Below are 16721 nucleotides of genomic sequence, written 5' to 3'. Positions count from 1 at the left end.
AACATGGCCAAACAAGTAAAACTCTCCGCCCGTCCGCGCGTCGAAGCCGGTCGTAACGCGGTCAAACAGGTCCGCGCCCGCGGCTCCGTGCCTGCCGTCATCTATGGCGCCAAGGACGAACCCGCGAACCTCGAGGTCTCGCTGAAGGACATCAAGCAGCTCCTCGCTCATGCGGTCGGTGAGAACATCCTGGTCGATCTCCAGATCGAGGAAAACGGCAAGACGACCAATCGTCTCTCGCTCATCCAGGAAATCCAGCATCACCCGGTGAAAGGTGAAGTCATCCACGTCGACTTTCACGCCGTTTCCGCGACGGAAGAGATCGAGGCGGAAGTCGTCCTCGAGCCGGTTGGCGAATCCATCGGCGTCAAGACCTACGGCGGCCTGCTCCAGCAGAATCTCCGTGCGCTCGCCATCTCCTGCCTCCCGCAGAATCTTCCCGAGGTCATCACGGTTGACGTTTCCAACCTCAATGTCGGCGAATCTCTCCACATCCGTGACATCAAGCTTCCGGCTGGTGTGAGCGCGACTGGCGATGCCGAACTGACCGTTTTCCTCGTCTCCGAGCCTACAGTTGCGGATGAATCCGCATCGTCCGCGGAAGCCCCGACGGCTCCTGAGGTCATCAAGGAGAAGAAGGCTGACGCTGCCGAGGGCGGCGACAAGAAATAACCTGCCTGTCTCCGCGTGGAGCATGCCGCTGTATTCCGCCTTATCGCCGGTCTGGGTAATCCCGGCCGGCAATATACGGGAACACGGCACAACGCGGGGTTTGCAGTTGTCGACGAGCTCGCCCGTCGGTGCGCCGCAGAGTTTCGCTTCGAACCGAAGTGGGACGCGGAGGTGGCATCCTGTGGCGGTCGCATTTTCATGAAGCCCCAAACCTTCATGAACCTAAGCGGCGAAGCTATCGGCAACTACGCCCGGTATTACCGTCTCGCGCCTGAGGAAGTGCTCATCGTCATAGACGATGTCGCGCTTCCGTTCGGCGACCTGAGATTGAGAAAATCGGGCAGCCCCGGCGGACACAACGGACTGGAGTCGGTGCTTATGCATCTTGGTACGGAAGCTGTCCCCCGCCTGCGGGTGGGAATCGGTGCGGCTTCCGGCGCCCTTCACTCCCACGTGCTCGGCCAGTTCACTCCCGAGGAGAAAACGCGGCTCGAAGATCTTTACAGTCGGGCCGCAGATGCCGTCGAATACGCCAATGCCCATGGCGTCGAGGCGGCAATGAATATTTACAACAAGAAAACCACCGTATGAACAAACGCTATGAAGCTCTCCTCGCGCTGAAGACGCAGGAGGAATCCGCCAAAGACATCATCGATCGCATCGAGAAGCTCTTCAAGAGCGAGGGTGCTGAAGTTGAGCAGGTCCAGCGCCTCGAGCGTCGTGAGCTCTCCTACGAGCACGACCATCAGAAGAGCGCCTATTTCGTCAACATCATCTTCTCGGCCGAGCCTGCTCTGATCGACAAGCTCCGCTCCAAGTTGAAGCTCGACGACGACGTCGCTTTCCAGAACTATCTCGTTCTCTCCAAGAAGGCAGCAGCTCCCGCCGCCTAATTCCAACATCCTATGGCCAGTCTCAACAAAGTCATGCTGATCGGGAATGTCACTCGTGATCCCGAGATCAAGTACACCCCGAAAGGCAGCGCAGTCGCCGACTTGGGTCTGGCCATCAATCGCTCCTACACCAACCAGGGCGGAGAAAAGGTGGAGGAGACGACCTACGTCGATGTGGAACTCTGGGGGCGCCTCGCGGAGATCGCGGGCGAATACGCCAAGAAAGGACGGCCTATTTTCATCGAAGGCCGTCTCCGCATTGACTCGTGGGAGGATAAGCAATCCGGCCAGAAGCGCAGCCGTCTAAAGGTGGTCGGCGAAGGATTGCAATTGCTCGGTACGCGCCAGGGTGGCCAGGGCGGTGGAGGAGGGGAGTACGATATGGATGCCCCGCCGACGCCGCAACGCCGCCCGGCCGCACCGCCGCAGCGCCAGGGTCCGCCCAAACCCGCGCCGCTCGACGCCGAAGACGACGATATCCCGTTCTAGGCGACTCGCGCTACAGAGCGTTCCCTTCGTTCAAGTTTCCCGTAAGGCATTCTCATGCTGCTTACCTGGCTGTCCCAGTATCGTGACATTGGCCTGCTTTTCATGCGCATCGGCATCGGTGCGATCATGGTCATGCATGGCTGGCCCAAGCTCGCCGGAGGTCTGCCTGCGTGGCAGAAGCTCGGGCATGCGATGGGATATCTCGGGGTGAATTTCTTCCCCGGCTTTTGGGGCTTTTCCTCCGCCATTGTGGAAACTCTGGGCGGAGTGCTTTTGATCCTCGGCTTTCTTTTTCGTCCGACGACCATTCTTCTGACGTTCAACTTCATCGTTGCGACCGTATTGCTATATAAGACGAATAACGGTCAATTCAACGACTGGGCTCACCCGGCGACTTTCCTTGTGCTGTTTTTCAGCCTCATCTTTGTCGGTGCCGGGAAGTATAGCGTGGATCGCAGTTAAGCGACCCACGCTTGTTGAAAATCATGGGCGAGGTACGATGACGTATCCGCCGGGAGCCGAGCGGTAGTATACGTTGTTATAGGTGTAGTACGTTGTGCCTCGTACCACCGTGGTCGTATACCCGCTGGGCAATACTGTGACCGTACGTGTGGTCGTGGTCGCAGGTACGTCTTCGACGACTACCGTGCGCGTGCCGGTGGACTTGTAGGAAAAGCATCCGCTGCAAAGAGACAGCAGGACGCCGCTAATGAGGGAAACCGTTAGGAGTTTCATGGCGATATCAGGGTTACAACCTGATATCGCACCTCGGGGAAACGCTGCGCGTATCAGCGCAGACTAGTATTTGCCATTGGCCGTCGAGGCCGGGAAGTCATCCGTGCGGAACGGAGAGGCAGGCAGACCCTCTTTGTTGTAGAGGTTGCAGGTGGGATTGTTGGCCCAGCCATAGCGTACGGCTACGGGGTTGGCCACCTTGTCAGACGAAACCACGACTTCATTGCCATCGATCTTGGCGTCGGCCCAGACCCACTTCTTATCCTCTCCGCAGATGGCAAAGCCTTCCAGTTCGCTGGACGGGCTGTTGCGCACGAGCGGGGCGGTTTCATTGGTTTGCGACTTCTTGACGTAGGTCGCCGGCACCTCATGGGCAGTGAGGCCTCCGCCGATGTTGTCAAAGCTCAGGCGTACTTTGGAGCCATCGACCTTCATCGACTTGTAGGTTGGTCCCGAGTAAACGAGGTCCTTCTTGCCGTAGTCCCTGGCCAGCGCGATGCGGGCGAGGCGTTCGCCTACCACCTGCTTGTTGCGTGGATGGATGTCGTCGGACTCACCGGCATCGATGATCACGGCCTGGCCCGTATTGGGCAGCTTGAGCGTCATGCTCTGCGCCTCGCGAAGCTCTGCCCAGCCGGACTCCACCGGAGTGTTGTCCTTGGGCAGGAAGTTGGCCAGTTGCACGAAGTAGAACGGAAAATCTCCCTGTCCCCACTGCTTGCGCCAGTCGGTAATCATGAGCGGGAACGCCATGCGATATTGATAGGACCGTCCGGCGTTGCTTTCACCCTGGTACCAGATCGCGCCCGAGATGGCGTACGACAGGATCGGGTTGATCATCCCGTTGAACAGGTAGGTCGCGGTATTCTGCGGAGCCATGGCCGGAGCGGGCAGCTTGGGAGCCACCTTGTCCGCAGCAGGTGCGGTCTGGGTGTACTCTGCCTTGGAGACTGTCGGACCGGCAGGTGTGGCTCCGGAGATCACGAAGTCGCGCTGCAATGTCGGCTGAAACGACGGGGAGTAGATACGCATCGCCAGGACGTTGCGACCTTCCTTGATCTCATTCGCCGGGATGCTGTAGGTACGGCGACCGGCAGGCGCGGTATCAAAGGAGTTCGCCTTGATCAGCTTGCCATTCCAGTAGAGAGCGTCGAATCCCTCGACATTGCCGACATCGAGCCAGATCGACTTGTCCGTCTTTGGCATGTCAAACTCCCTCCGCACCCAGATGGCTCCATAGAACGGCTTGCCATCTGCATCCGTGAATTTCGCCGGGAAATTCACCGGAGCCCAGCCATCGGCGGCGATCTTTTCGCCTGCATAGGCGGCGATGTCAGGTGTCGCTTTGTCGGCGCGATCCGTGTCCGCCAGCCATTTCTTGAAGTCCTCCACGAACTTGGCTTTCAAGCCGACGTATTCCTTGGCGTAAGCCTGTTGCTTCTCAAGCGATTGTTGAAGTTCGGGAACGGAGGCTATTGCATCCGGACTCGTCCATGCTTCGCTCGGCGTGCCGCCCCAGTTGGTGTAAATGAGGCCGACCGGCTGATTGAGCTCCTTCTGCAGATCCTTGCCAAAGTAGTATCCGACGGCGGTGAACTTCCCGGAGGTTTCGGGGCTTGCCACCTCCCATGTGCCGGTAAACTCGGTCGTCGGTTTTTCCGCGGCATTCTTGGTCAGTCGGAACTGACGCAGCATCGGATTGGCAGAATTTGCGATCTCCTTCTGAGAGTCGAGCGTATTGGACAGGACCCACTCCATGTTGGACTGACCAGATGCCACCCAGACCTCACCGACGACGACGTCGTTGATGGTGATCTCGTTGTTGCCCTTTACCGTGGCTACGAACGGGCCGGGTCCAGACTTGGAAAGATCGAGCACGGCTTTCCACGTGCCGTCCTCTCCGGCTTTGGCTGTGGCGGTTTGGTCGCCGACTTTGACGGTGACCTCCTCGCCGGGAGATGCCTTGCCCCAGATCGGGACCTTGGCGGCTTTCTCGAGCACCATGTGCTCTGAGAAGATGGCGGGGAGGGTGACATCTGCCCGGGCCAGGGCCGGGGCAAACAGACATGCAGCTACTAGGGGAAGTAGGGGATATTTCATCTGGGATTTACTCAGCCTGCAAATCGCGAATCCATTTCGCGAAGTTCGACTTGGCGTTGATCGTACGGACTACGCCCTTCTTGTCCAGAATCCAAACCGACGGGAGGGCATTAATTCCGAGTGATCGCGGCAGGGCGCCGAGCCATCCATCGGAGTCGTAGGAGTCGACCCACTCAGGCGGGAAGCTCTTCGCCCGGCTTTCATAGGACTGGCGGGAGCGGTCAAGACCGACCGTCACGACCTTGAGGTTATTTTTTGAGAGCGACTCGTAGGCGATGCGAAAATCCCTCAGCCAGAGAAGAGAGTGGGGGGAGTCTGTAGACCAGAAAATCAGCACCACCACGTTGCCGCGCAGGGTCGCGAGGTCGAGGACGCCCCCTTTTATGAGGGGAACCTTGATCGATGGCGTCCTGCCGAGCAGATCGAGCCGATGGAGGTCGTCGGCGATGCGCTGTTTCAGTGAAGCCTCCTTGGTCTCCCTTGCCGCCTGATCGAGTAACTCGCGCTTACGCGAGGGAGTATCGTCGCATAGCGTCGCCGCCTCAACCAGCAGGCGGGGCCCTCGCCGATCCCCGGGGTGACGGTTGTTAAAATCCTGCGCCGCCGCGATAATGACGTCCCGGCGCTCCGCATCTGTGCCCCCGGCATCCTGCATCTGGAGCGAAACCTTGAGGAAACCGGCATTAGCTGCCTGCTCCGCGGTGGCTTTGGGTGAGCTTTCCAGCGACGCAAGCGACTTGATCGCCGTGTCGACGAGAGCGTGATTCTCATCGATGTTTCCCAATGCTGCCTGGACTGCGGCAAGCTTCATCTGTGCCTCGATGACATTCGGATCACTCGGGTAGCGGGAGATGAAAGTCTCGAGAGTCTTTTGCTGGAGGAGGAGATGATTGCGGGCCTCCTGCCGCACATCGGTGATGGAGCTGATCTTCTTTTGCGGCCCCTCGTCGAGCTTGAGGATTAGCGCCCATTCGCTGGCGGAGTCCGCGATGGCAACCAAGGGGAGGAAAATGGCGACGAGAGGAATGAGGGGGCGGATCATTTGTTTTCGGGCGAGAGAACGGCGTAAATGGCGCGATGGTCGCTGGCTTGTGACCAGTAGGGAGCGTCGACGATCCCGCACTTCCGCCAGAGTATCTCGGGCGAAAGTCCGGGACTGGTCAACAAATAGTCGATTCGCGAATAGACGTCAGCGACTTTCCAATAGTGCGTCCACGTTTCCCCTCGGGAATCCCGCACCCAGATGTCGCGGAGTATTCCCGGCTCCCTGGGCGTCCCGATGATCTCCCGGATTGCAGGTTCGTTCTTCGTATCGTTGAGGTCTCCGGCGGCGAGGAGATTGGTTTCAGGTGCGGAACGGAGGATCTTTTCAACATAGCTGCGAAAGAGACGGGCCTCCGCCAGCCGAAAGGCAGCCTGGTCGTATGCGCTTTCATCACGCCGAGACTTGAAATGCGCGCCGAGCACCCGCAGCCGATATGCCGGAGCCAGCTCGACGGTGATGTCGAGGATGCCGCGGTGCATGCCGTGCTTCACCCCGTTGAGAGGGAAATAAAGCGCATCCTGGGAATTGCGCTCGACGATCGGATAACGGCTGAGCAGGGCGAGATGGCGGGCTTGATCCAGCCCGGCAACCCACTCCGACGCGGGGAGATCCCATCCGGCGGCTTTCAGCCGGTTTTGCAGGTCGGTGAGGGTAGTCCGGTCGCCGATCTCAGCCACGGCGAGAATATCCGGGCGCAATTCCGTGATGGTCTTGACCACGGCACCGATGCGGGCGGGAGATTTCGCGATCTGGCCGGAGCCATCGTCGCGCTCAATGTAGTTCTCAAGATTGAACCACGCGACTTTGACCTCTGCGGCGAACGACGCTGCCGCCGCGAGAAAGAGGAATATGAGAGTACGGCAGCAGCAGGTCTGGAATCGGCCCACGACTGGTCAGGAGACGATCAAGACTTCTGCTGAGGCTCGGTACCTTCTGCAGGCTTGGCTTCCACTTTGGCCGGAGCAGAGGTCACGGCGTTGGCGGAGTTATGCAGTTCCTTGTCAAACTCTTCCTTAGCCTTGCGGAATTCACCGAGGCTCTGGCCCAGACCGCGAGCGAGTTCCGGAAGCTTCTTGGCACCGAAGAAAAGCAATACCAAGGCTATAAGGAAAAACCATTCCGGGCCGCCCGGCAAGCCGAAGGCAAGAGGAACGAGTGGTTGCATGTGGTCAGGCTACACCTCGGGCTGGGCCGATGCAACCGAAAGTCACAGGTCGATCGTCTGCCCGATCGCGGGGAGATGAAGCATCGCGCCCTGCTTTGCCACCGTGGCCTTTGCCTCCGCATGATCGATCTTGATGGGAGGGAAGGTATCGTAGTGCACTCCCACGACATTCTTGCAGTTCAGGAGCTTTGCGGCGCGACCTGCGTCGTTCGCGCCCATGGTGAAGTTGTCGCCGATGGGCAGAACGGCAAACAAGAGGTCAAACTCCTCGGCGATCAGTTGCATGTCGAGCGTGAGGGCCGTATCTCCCGCGTAGTAGAATGAGCCATCGCCGGACTCGATGACGAATCCACCCGGGTTTCCCCCGTAGGTGCCATCTGGGAGGACGCTGGAATGGATGGCATTGACGAACTTCACCCGGCCAAAGGGAAAGCGAAAGCTCCCTCCATGGTTCATGGGGTGCACCTTGTCGATGCCCTGCTGGCCGAGCCAAGTGTAGATTTCGAAATTCGATATCACCGTTGCTCCGGTGAGCCTGGCCAACTCGACCGCATCTGCGACGTGATCAAAATGCCCGTGCGACAGGAGAATATAGTCTGCCTTGATGCTGGAAACCTCCACCGAGGCGGCCAGGCTGTTTGGCCGGATGAACGGATCGAAGAGGAGAGTCGCGCCACTCGTTTCCACCGCAAAACAGGAATGTCCGTAGTAGGAGAGTTTCATGGAAATGCTCTTTGCGCTCTTTTTGTCAAAAGACGCAAGACTTCTTTGCCACCGGCCAACTGGTCGCTATAGTGCGCCCCTTCGTATCCTGAATGAAAATTCATTTGGTCTTTGGTCTGATCACGGTCCTGCTCCTTGTGATCGTCATCAGTTCCCGGCAAAGGGAAACCGTCGGGTTTGACCAGGTTGCCGCCGCTGCGCTCAAGATGGCCCAGGAGGACTACCTCACGGCGTCACCTGCCTTGCCGCGCAGCCTGCGCGAGCTGACCGCAGACCAATACAAGCTCATCCGCTGGAATGACGAGAAAACCCTCTGGCGCAAGGAAGGGCTTCCTTTTCAGGTCCGTTTCTTTCACCCGGGTCATGTGTACGATCGCCAGATCGATATCTATGAGGTCAACAAGCAGGGAACTCAAAAGAAGACCTACTCGCGGCAATCCTTCGAGTTTGACCCGCGCCTTGAGGGGTTGAAGTTTTTCAACGTTATCGGGTATGCGGGCTTCCGCCTCATGTATCCGATCAACCGGCCGGAGCAGCTCGACGAGGTGCTGCGTTTCCTCGGTGGCTCAGATTTTCAAGCGGTGGCCAAGGGCCTCGTACTCGGTGCGAAAACCCGCGCCTTGGTGATCGACCCGGGTAGCAAGGATCAACCGGCCGAGGAGCCGGTGTTCACCAGCTTCTGGCTCCGGCGCCCGGATACGTTTTCCTCGCAGTTTACCCTGCTCGCACTGCTGGAGAGTCGCAGTGTGACGGGGGCCTATAGCTTTGAGGTCGAACCGGGCGAGGAAACCAGGGTGCGTGTACGCGCCCGGCTGTATTTCCGTCGCAAGGTGGACAAGGTGGGATTTGCCCCGCTGATCAGCATGTTCTGGTTCGGCGAAAACACGAGCAACACCTTTGGCGACTTCCGCCCTGAGGTGCACAAGTCGGATGGCCTGCTTTTCCAGACCGACAGTGGCGAATGGGTGTGGCGTCCCCTGGCTTGGATCGAGTCAGCCCAGGTCAACATCTTTGCCAATGCCGGCCCCAAGGGCTACGGACTCATGCAGCGAGACCGCGATTTCAGCCACTATCAGGACCTGAATTCCCTCTTTCATCAGATGCCCAGCGTCTGGGTGCAGCCGGTCAAAGGCTTCAACCAGGGGGCCGTTTCCTTGCTCCAGCAGCCGACTCAAAACGATCAGGCCGATAACGTGATGGCATACTGGTCGCCTGCGACCTCGCCTCGACCGCTTGAACCGGTTGAGATCGAGTATGTTCTCCGCTGGATGACCTACAGTCCGGACCTGCCGCCCGTGGGGCGCTGCGTTTCCACCCGCGTGGACTTGCAGGATGAGGCAAACCGTCGTGAGATTTTCCTCGATTTCTCCGGGGGACCGCTCGACAAGGTGAAACAAGGTGAGACCCCTGTGCCCGAGGTTTCGTCGCCAAATAACGCCGCAACCATTTCCAATGTGAAGGTCGAGCGTAATGAGTTTGGAAAATCGTGGCGTGTCAGCTTTCTGGCCGAGCGCAACGGTGACAAAAAGCCGATCGAACTCCGCTGCCGCGTGCTGGTCAATGGCAATCCGGCGAGCGAAACCTGGACCTACACGTGGAATCCATAAAATCCGCCACAGAATGGGACGAGGCGCTATCGAGGCTCCTCTCGTTTCTCGCCGCTCTGCATATCGGTGGCGTCGAACACCGCGTTCGCATCGCGGTCGACATCGTGGATGAAGCCCGGCGCAAGCACGCGGAGAATCCGACAGTTGCTCCGGTGGAACATACCATGAACATCACCCTCGACCGGCTGGATGCCTGGTTTGGGCGGGCCTTTGCCAATATTGACGTACCAGTAGCGAAGCGTGTGGCCACCGGTGTCGTGGGTATCCGTGTGACCGATGCGGTGAGCCGCTGGCCCACTGCGGTATTGGATGACGGCCCTGTACCGGACGAGCTCAAGGCCACGCTCGCGAGGGTGTCTTTCCGCACCGGGCCCGATCTCGCCGTTTCGAGTATGACGCCGCGACCGATGGACTTCGGCGCGATGGAGACCATTGCCCAGGAGACATGGCATCGATTTGCCTGGGCTCCGCTCTTGCGTGCGGCCGTGCTCTGGACTGCCATCTTCTTCGCTGCGCTCTACGCGTACGACCAATTTTTCGCCTCGTGAGCAAAACGTTCCAACCTGAGAAAATCACCGCGGACTTTGTCGCCTTCCGCCGCGCCTCGTTCTTCGGCGCGATCATTGCCACGACCGGCCTGGGCGTCTGGCTGCTCTGGAAGACCTTTCTGCCAGAGGGCATCAGCGCGCTGGAGTGGGTGCAGCTCGTTTTGTTCCTGCTGCTCTTTCAGCAAATTGCCACCGGTTTCTGGCTGGCGGTCTTTGGTTTTATCACCGCTCTTGCGGGCGGTGATCGCGCCCAGATCGCGCGCACCATCGACGAGACAGACCTGAGCGCTCCGACTCCGCCGACGGCCGTGGTCATCCCGATTTACAATGAAGATGTCGTTCGCGTCTTCGGCGGCATCGAGGCCATGTGGCAGGGGCTCAAGGATGCGGGCGGCAATGAGGGCTTTGATTTCTTCATCCTGAGCGACTCCAACAAGCCGGAGAACTGGCTGCATGAGGAAATGGCCTGGCTCGACCTGTGCAAACGCCTCAACGCCTTTGGACGCATTTTCTACCGCAAGCGCCGTACACCTCGGAACGCCAAGAGCGGCAACGTGGCCGACTTCTGCCGACGCTGGGGAGCCCGCTATCGGTACATGATCGTGCTCGATGCCGACAGTGTGATGACAGGCACGATCCTCAAGCGCCTTACCGCGATGATGGAGAAGCACCCGCGAGTCGGGTTGATCCAGACTACACCGCAACTCGCGCTCGGTCGCACGCCGTTCCGCCGCATGTACCAGTTTGCCGCCAAACTCTACGCGCCGCTCTTCTGCGCCGGGTCGAACTACTGGCATCTCTTTGGCGGCAACTACTGGGGCCATAACGCGATCATTCGCGTGCGTCCCTTCATCGAGCATTGCGATCTCCCCGATCTGCCGGAAAAGGACGCCAAGCGCCGCCACATTTTCAGCCACGATACCGTGGAGGCCGCGCTCATGCGTCGGGCCGGGTACGACGTATGGTTTGCCTACGCCGAACCCGGCAGCTACGAGGAGGGGCCGCCAAATCTCTCCGACAGCCTTGGTCGTGATCGCCGCTGGTGCATGGGCAACCTCCAGCACTTCTGGTTTCTCTTCGCACCCGGCGTCGATTTCGCCAATCGCTTTCATATCTGGATGGGCGTGATGGGCTACATGGGATCGCTACTGTGGCTCATTTTCCTGATCGTTGGCGCGTTTGACCTTGCGGTGAAACACCGTTTCTCCGTCCTCTCGGCCTTGCCGGGCGATCCGGTGGTGCAATCGGGCGGAGCCGTAATGATCCTGCTGGCGTCGACCTTCGTTCTCCTCTTTCTACCAAAAATTCTCTCGTACCTCGTGGCACTTCCCAAGGCGCGGAAGTTCGGCGGCGTCCTCCGGCTCACGCTGGGTGTGATCCTGGAGACGATCATCTCCACCCTCATGGCGCCGGTGCTGATGATCTACTACAGCCAGTTCGTCGTTTCGCTGCTGGCTGGACTTCAGGCCAAGTGGGGTTCCCAGAACCGCACCGATGACAAGGGCATGACCATACTCGAGAGTTGTCGCATCTTCTGGCTGCCACCGGTACTGGGTGCGATTTCGCTCGCCTTGCTCATTGTCTATGCGCCGCACGAGATTCTCCTGCTCAGCCCGATCCTTGGCGGCTGGCTGCTGGCTCCGTTCCTTGCCTGGGCGACGAGCCAGCCCGCGCTTGGGGATTTTCTCATCTGGAGCAAAATCTTCTTCGTCGCCGAGGAAGATCCCAACGAATGCCCGCGTGAACTCGAAAAAGTCCGCCAGATTGCCCAAGAGGCGGAGGATAACTGGAACTTTCCGTACTCCGGCGTGGCTCGAGCCGTCACCGATCCTCTGGCCAATGCCGTGCACATCGCCCTCTTGCGCCAGCGCCGCAGGGTGGTGGAGGAGACTGAGGAATATCTTGAGGAACTCCGCGAGAAGTTGCTCGAGAATGGCCCCTCCGCCCTCGATATCCGGCAGCAGTTTGCCCTTTTGTGGGATGCCGATTCGCTGCGCTGGCTGCACCGGGAATTCTGGACCCGCCCGGCGGAACGTCTGCATCCCTGGTGGCGCGAGCGTTTGCGTGATGCCACTGCCCGGGTTGGAAATGCCGCCGCAGGATAATTTACACTCCCTGCTTTTCTCCGGGCAGAGCATCTGATTGCCTGTCGCGATGCTCAAAGCTGGTATCGTCGGGCTTCCCAATGTGGGCAAGTCCACTCTGTTCAACGCCGTGACCCGCACCCGCAAGGCGCAGGCGGCCAATTTCCCATTTTGTACCATCGAGCCGAATGTCGGCATCGTTAACGTCCCGGACGAGCGGCTAGACCGTCTCGCCGCCCTTACGGGTTCCGAGAAGACGATCTACGCCGCCATCGAATTCGTCGACATCGCCGGCCTCGTCAAAGGCGCGAGCGAGGGGGAGGGATTGGGCAACCAATTCCTCAGCCACATCCGTGAAGTCGACGCCATCGTACAGGTGGTACGCTGTTTTGAGAGCGAAGACATTCACCACGTCGCGGGCTCGGTTGACCCGGTGCGAGACATCGAGGTGATCTCGACCGAGTTGATCCTCGCCGACATCTCTGGCGTTAAAAAACGTGCCGAGCGTCTCCAGAAGGGTGCGCGGTCGGGCGACAAGACCGCCAAGGCGGAACTCGCTCTTTGCGAAAAGCTTATCCCGCACCTCGATGCAGGCAAGCCTGCCCTGACAGCCGATCTCAACGACGAGGAGCGTGCGCTGCTCAAGACCTTCTTCCTCCTGAGCTCGAAGCCCACCATTTTTGCGTGCAATGTCGGTGAGAATGAACTGGCCGATGCCGACAATCCGTTCATCCGCGCCGTCCGCGAATACGCCGCCGCCCACATGGGCAGCGAGGCTGTCGTGATCAGCGCCCAGATCGAAAGCGAACTCGCCGAGCTCCCGCCTGAAGAAGCCAGGGAGTTTCTTGCCGGTCTCGGTGTGACCGATAGCGGTATGAGCCTGCTCATTCGCGCCGTCTACCATCTGCTCGGTCTGCGCACCTATTTCACCACCGGACCGAAAGAGACCCGCGCGTGGACCATTCACGAGGGGGACAAGGCCCCGGCGGCGGCGGGCGTCATTCATAGTGACTTTGAGCGCGGCTTTATCGCTGCCCAGACGATAGCGTTTCAGGATCTCATCACCCTTGGCTCGGAAGCCAAGGCTCGCGAGGCGGGCAAGCTCCGCATCGAGGGCAAGGAATACGTTGTGCAGGATGCCGACGTGATGGAGTTCCGCTTCAACGTCTAGTTCCGGTTCTGCCGAAGCTTCATGAAGTATCTGTCTGACCTGCTGGCGTCCCTTATCGTCCGCAGGCAGGGAGTTTTGCTGGCCTTGGGAATCTCGCTCGCCTTGCTGGCGGGCGTGGTCCTCGGGCTCAGGCAAAACTTCGATACAGACATCCTGAACCTGCTCCCGGCCTCAAGCCCGGCGGTGCAAGGGCTGAAGGTCTACAATGCCGACTTCACTCAGGCCCGGGAACTCGCCTTCCTCCTGACCTGGAAGCAGCCGCCTGACGACGCGCACCGGTATCGCGAGGAGTTTGCTGAGCTCTTGAAAAAACAGCCCTGGGTGGTGCGTGTGCTCGACACGCCGCCGCTTGCCGGTGCTTCGGGACAAGTCAACGAGATCCTCGCACCGCTTCTGCTGAACCTGCCTCCGCAGGACTTTCGCGCTGCGCTGGACCGGCTGAGCGAGGGCACGCTGGAGGAACGGTTTTCCCGCTTGGCGGACCAGGTGGCCTCAGGTTCTCCAAAGGCGCGCTTTGAGTGGGAGAATGATCCCCTCGGCCTTGCGACCGCTGCCGCGAAGCCGGTGTGGGAAAGCGTGTCGCTCTCAGATGCCTTCGACCTGGTGTCGAGCGACGAAACGGCCGCAATCGTTCCCGCCATCACCAATCAGCCCGATCTTTCCGCCGCATCATGCCAGGTCGTTATGGCGCAGGTGCATCAGTTCATTGAGGAGGCTCGCAAAGCCATGGGACCCGAGGGACCCGAGATCGGCGTGACCGGGCGCTCCGCCTATGTTGTCGAAATCGCGGCCAGCATGCAGCGCGACATCATGCTGACCTCGGCTGTTTCGATGATCACGGTCGTGGGCCTTTTCTGGCTGGGGTTTCGGAGGGTTCTACCTCTCATCGGGATCACTCTCATCCTGGCGTTTACCGCCCTGATTTCGATGGTGTGCGGGATCTGGGTATTCGGGCAGCTGAACATCATTGCCATCAGCTTTTGTTCGATTCTATTCGGGCTGGGGGACGACTTCAGCCTGCTGCTCTGCCAGCATTTTTATCAGGCTCGCTCGGATGGTCTGCCCCGGCAGAAGGCCATAGCCAGTTCCATTAATCATTGTCTGCCGGGCATGCTCTGGGTCGCGCTTACTACGGGAGTGGGTTTTCTCGCGCTGAGCTTCAGTGGGTCCGCAGGTTTTGCCCAACTCGGCTTCCTCGTGGCGGCGGGCGTGTTTTTGTGCGCCATCTTCATGACGCTCTTTCTGTTTCCATTTGTCCGGGATTCCGCCGGAAACGCCGCAGGCCTCGGCCCGGCGAAATGGTTCGCCGATCTCTGCCGTAATCACGCGGGCTGGCTCGTCGCTGCAAGTGTCGGCGGTGCGATTGTTGCCGGTACGATGATCCTTCTTCCATGGGGCGCTCTCCGCTTTGACATCACCCCAGCTTCTCTTGAGCCGCGGAACACTCCGGCGGCACGCACTCTGGCCGATATGATGCGGCGCTTCCCTGCAACGTTTGAACCGCTGATGGTAGTATTGCCTGCGCCGAGTGCAGAAAAACTTCATGCTCTGGACGCGGAGTTGAAGCGCCTGCAAAGCGAAGGAAAGGTCCTGTCGTGGTCCTCGCCGTCGGGTCTCTATCTCGATCCGGCGCGGGTGGCGGAAAACCGGCGTTCTCTCGCGCTCTGGGATGCGAATTCTGCCCGGGTTGCTGTTCAAGTGGCCGCATCGCATACCGGACTGGTCGCATCGCCCTCGCTGCTGGAACCCATTGAGGACCTGACTCAAGCCCTCAAGATCACCTCTGCGAACTGGCGGGACTACGTGGGCTCGGAATCACGCTGGTGGTTTTTGCTCGATCGCATGGTGTCCTCCACTTCGCCGACCGTCATCGCCTATGCCAAGGTCGCACAAGGCCTCACCCCCGCGGACCGTCTTGCCATCGCAAAGGAGATCGACGCTCATGTGGATGGCGCGCTCGTCTCGGGTTGGAGTCAGACGCTGGCCAGCCTTGTGCCTTGGGCGCAACGCGAATTGCTCGTCTTTGGCGGAGCCGTGGCCGTGCTGGTGGCATTCATTCTCGCATTCGTCTACCGCAACGCCTCGCTTTGGCTGCTGCACATGGCCTCGATAATCGCTGCTCTTCTCGCCACGGCAGCCACGCTGAAGCTCTTCAGCGTTCCGATCAATCTGCTCAACGTGCTGGCCTTTCCTCTCATGCTCGGTGTGGGAGTGGACTATGGCACCCATCTGATCCTGGCCGCGCGGGCAGGGGACGGGAACTTCGCGGGAACGATCAAAGCCGTGGGCTTGAGCGGTCTGACCACGTCCACGGGCTTTGGCGCCTTGGTGCTCGCTCAAAATCCCGCTCTGTCCGGCCTCGGCATCATCTGCGGAGTGGGGGTACTGTGGTGTCTGCTCTTTTCCCTGCTCCTCGTAGCTCCCGGGGCGATGCGGCACGAGAGCCGTCTTGCCCGACGTGAATAACTTGGCTAGATTCCGGGCACGGATATGAAAGCCTTTCTCCGCGTTCTTTGCTGTCTGGTTCTCGCGGCTGGCGCCGCCAGGGCTGATCAGGTGGTGGCCGATGTGCAGAAAAAACTGCTGAAAATGGGCTACTATAGCGGTGTGGTCGACGGGCAGATGGGCAGCCAGACGTCCGCCGCCATTCGCCGATACCAACTCGCGGAAAATCTCCGCGTCACCGGCAACCTGACCCCGCAGACCCTCGACAGTCTGCGCGTCCAGACTCCGCCTCCGACCGTTCAGGCTGTACCACCGACGAAAAATCCGTCTTCCAATCCGCCTAGAACCGCCCCCGTCCAATCTGTGCCGGAATATGTGGCCATCGCAGATATCTTCAAAGGTGGCCCCTATATTTCCGCCGGGCCGGAGGTGCAGATTGCCACGATCCGGCAGGCCCAGAAAACGCTCCGCCTGCTCGGGTACTACAATGGCCCGGTAAACGGTTCGCCCAGCCCCGCGCTGGTCAGTGCGCTGAAAGCCTGGCAGGCGAGTGCTCGTTTCCGCCAGACCGGGCGCTTCGACGAGAACACGTTGAAGGGCTTGAACATCATGCCCAACTGATTTTCTCGATTGCAGAGAAAGGCGCTCACCGCTAATCCTTTTTTCCGATGCTTATCGATTTTCTTCCGATCCTCCTTCACGTGGTGGTTGCCGTTGGCTTTGCCACGGTCGTCCTCGTGCTGAATATTGCTCTGGGAAGGGCCGGAAAACGCACAAAGATCAAGGACACCGCCTACGAGTGCGGCATCATCCCGGAGCCCGGTCCGCAGCCGCGTTTCAGTGTGAAGTTCTACCTCGTCGCGATGCTCTTCATCCTGTTCGATATCGAGGTGGTTTTCATGTACCCGTGGGCCGTGGTCTATCGCGACTATATTGCCCAGCACGGCATGCTCATTTTCTGGAGCATGCTCAGCTTCGTCATCATCCTTCTCTTCGGCTACGTCTACGCGGTCAAGAAGGGTGCTCTCGAGTGGGGTCGCTAAG

18 protein-coding genes are annotated in these 16721 nt (G+C 59.6%); 12 read left to right on the top strand and 6 right to left on the bottom strand.

Features of this window, described 5'->3' with window-relative positions; translation table 11 throughout:
• Window positions 1-3 precede the first annotated feature (3 nt).
• From TSACC_RS12975 to TSACC_RS12955, 5 genes are read left to right on the top strand one after another with little or no spacing between them, the layout of a single operon-like run.
• On the top strand, window positions 4-672 hold the full coding sequence (locus TSACC_RS12975; RefSeq protein ID WP_075079689.1) for a 50S ribosomal protein L25: 669 nt from the start codon (window positions 4-6) through the stop codon (window positions 670-672).
• A 15-nt stretch (window positions 673-687) separates the two neighbouring features.
• Window positions 688-1263 (top strand): aminoacyl-tRNA hydrolase, encoded by a 576-nt coding sequence (gene pth, locus TSACC_RS12970; protein WP_075079688.1) that lies wholly within the window; start codon window positions 688-690, stop codon window positions 1261-1263.
• Complete coding sequence (rpsF, locus tag TSACC_RS12965; protein WP_075079687.1) at window positions 1260-1565, top strand: 30S ribosomal protein S6; 306 nt, start codon at window positions 1260-1262, stop codon at window positions 1563-1565. Before pth ends, rpsF begins: the two co-directional genes overlap by 4 nt.
• Before the next feature lie 12 nt (window positions 1566-1577).
• Window positions 1578-2054: a single-stranded DNA-binding protein gene (locus TSACC_RS12960; protein ID WP_075079686.1), complete on the top strand. Its 477-nt coding sequence runs from the start codon at window positions 1578-1580 to the stop codon at window positions 2052-2054.
• 54 nt (window positions 2055-2108) lie between these two features.
• On the top strand, window positions 2109-2516 hold the full coding sequence (locus TSACC_RS12955) for a DoxX family protein (RefSeq protein ID WP_075079685.1): 408 nt from the start codon (window positions 2109-2111) through the stop codon (window positions 2514-2516).
• Between the two features lie 21 nt (window positions 2517-2537).
• On the opposite strand, the gene TSACC_RS21865 is transcribed toward TSACC_RS12955, so the two are convergent.
• From TSACC_RS21865 to TSACC_RS12930, 6 genes are all read right to left on the bottom strand, one after another.
• On the bottom strand, window positions 2538-2789 hold the full coding sequence (locus TSACC_RS21865) for a DUF6515 family protein (protein ID WP_146177114.1): 252 nt from the start codon (window positions 2787-2789) through the stop codon (window positions 2538-2540).
• A gap of 63 nt (window positions 2790-2852) precedes the next feature.
• Window positions 2853-4889, bottom strand: a complete 2037-nt coding sequence (locus TSACC_RS12950) for a sialate O-acetylesterase (RefSeq protein WP_075079684.1) — start codon at window positions 4887-4889, stop codon at window positions 2853-2855.
• A 7-nt stretch (window positions 4890-4896) separates the two neighbouring features.
• On the bottom strand, window positions 4897-5931 hold the full coding sequence (locus TSACC_RS12945; RefSeq protein WP_075079683.1) for a thioredoxin family protein: 1035 nt from the start codon (window positions 5929-5931) through the stop codon (window positions 4897-4899).
• Window positions 5928-6821: an endonuclease/exonuclease/phosphatase family protein gene (locus TSACC_RS12940; RefSeq protein WP_075079682.1), complete on the bottom strand. Its 894-nt coding sequence runs from the start codon at window positions 6819-6821 to the stop codon at window positions 5928-5930. The genes TSACC_RS12945 and TSACC_RS12940 overlap by 4 nt, the downstream gene beginning before the upstream one ends.
• Window positions 6822-6838: 17 nt before the next feature.
• Complete coding sequence (locus TSACC_RS12935; protein ID WP_075079681.1) at window positions 6839-7099, bottom strand: Sec-independent protein translocase subunit TatA/TatB; 261 nt, start codon at window positions 7097-7099, stop codon at window positions 6839-6841.
• 42 nt (window positions 7100-7141) lie between these two features.
• Window positions 7142-7822 carry a metal-dependent hydrolase gene (locus TSACC_RS12930; protein ID WP_075079680.1) on the bottom strand — a complete coding sequence of 227 codons (681 nt, stop codon included), beginning with the start codon at window positions 7820-7822 and terminating at the stop codon, window positions 7142-7144.
• Between the two features lie 92 nt (window positions 7823-7914).
• On the opposite strand from TSACC_RS12930, the gene TSACC_RS12925 reads away from it, so the two are divergent.
• The 7 genes from TSACC_RS12925 to TSACC_RS12895 are packed head-to-tail and all read left to right on the top strand — an operon-like array spanning window position 7915 to window position 16720.
• Window positions 7915-9429 (top strand): OpgD/OpgG family glucan biosynthesis protein, encoded by a 1515-nt coding sequence (locus tag TSACC_RS12925; protein ID WP_075079679.1) that lies wholly within the window; start codon window positions 7915-7917, stop codon window positions 9427-9429.
• Window positions 9417-9977 carry a hypothetical protein gene (locus tag TSACC_RS12920; RefSeq protein ID WP_075079678.1) on the top strand — a complete coding sequence of 187 codons (561 nt, stop codon included), beginning with the start codon at window positions 9417-9419 and terminating at the stop codon, window positions 9975-9977. Before TSACC_RS12925 ends, TSACC_RS12920 begins: the two co-directional genes overlap by 13 nt.
• A complete protein-coding gene (mdoH, locus tag TSACC_RS12915; protein WP_075079677.1) occupies window positions 9974-12082 on the top strand; it encodes a glucans biosynthesis glucosyltransferase MdoH in 2109 nt (702 codons plus the stop codon). Before TSACC_RS12920 ends, mdoH begins: the two co-directional genes overlap by 4 nt.
• Window positions 12083-12131: 49 nt before the next feature.
• The gene (gene ychF, locus TSACC_RS12910) at window positions 12132-13232 is read left to right on the top strand and encodes a redox-regulated ATPase YchF (RefSeq protein WP_075079676.1); all 1101 of its coding nucleotides are present in this window, start codon (window positions 12132-12134) and stop codon (window positions 13230-13232) included.
• Between the two features lie 21 nt (window positions 13233-13253).
• Entirely contained in the window at window positions 13254-15698 is a 2445-nt protein-coding gene (locus tag TSACC_RS12905) for an MMPL family transporter (RefSeq protein ID WP_075079675.1), read from the top strand.
• Between the two features lie 24 nt (window positions 15699-15722).
• Entirely contained in the window at window positions 15723-16298 is a 576-nt protein-coding gene (locus TSACC_RS12900) for a peptidoglycan-binding domain-containing protein (RefSeq protein WP_075079674.1), read from the top strand.
• Between the two features lie 47 nt (window positions 16299-16345).
• On the top strand, window positions 16346-16720 hold the full coding sequence (locus tag TSACC_RS12895; protein WP_075079673.1) for an NADH-quinone oxidoreductase subunit A: 375 nt from the start codon (window positions 16346-16348) through the stop codon (window positions 16718-16720).
• Window position 16721: the final 1 nt, after the last annotated feature.

The sequence above is a fragment of the Terrimicrobium sacchariphilum genome (assembly GCF_001613545.1).
GTDB classification, from domain to species: domain Bacteria; phylum Verrucomicrobiota; class Verrucomicrobiia; order Chthoniobacterales; family Terrimicrobiaceae; genus Terrimicrobium; species Terrimicrobium sacchariphilum.
The sequence above is the reverse complement of the archived record's forward strand: the minus strand, read 5'-3'. Positions and strand labels throughout refer to the sequence as shown.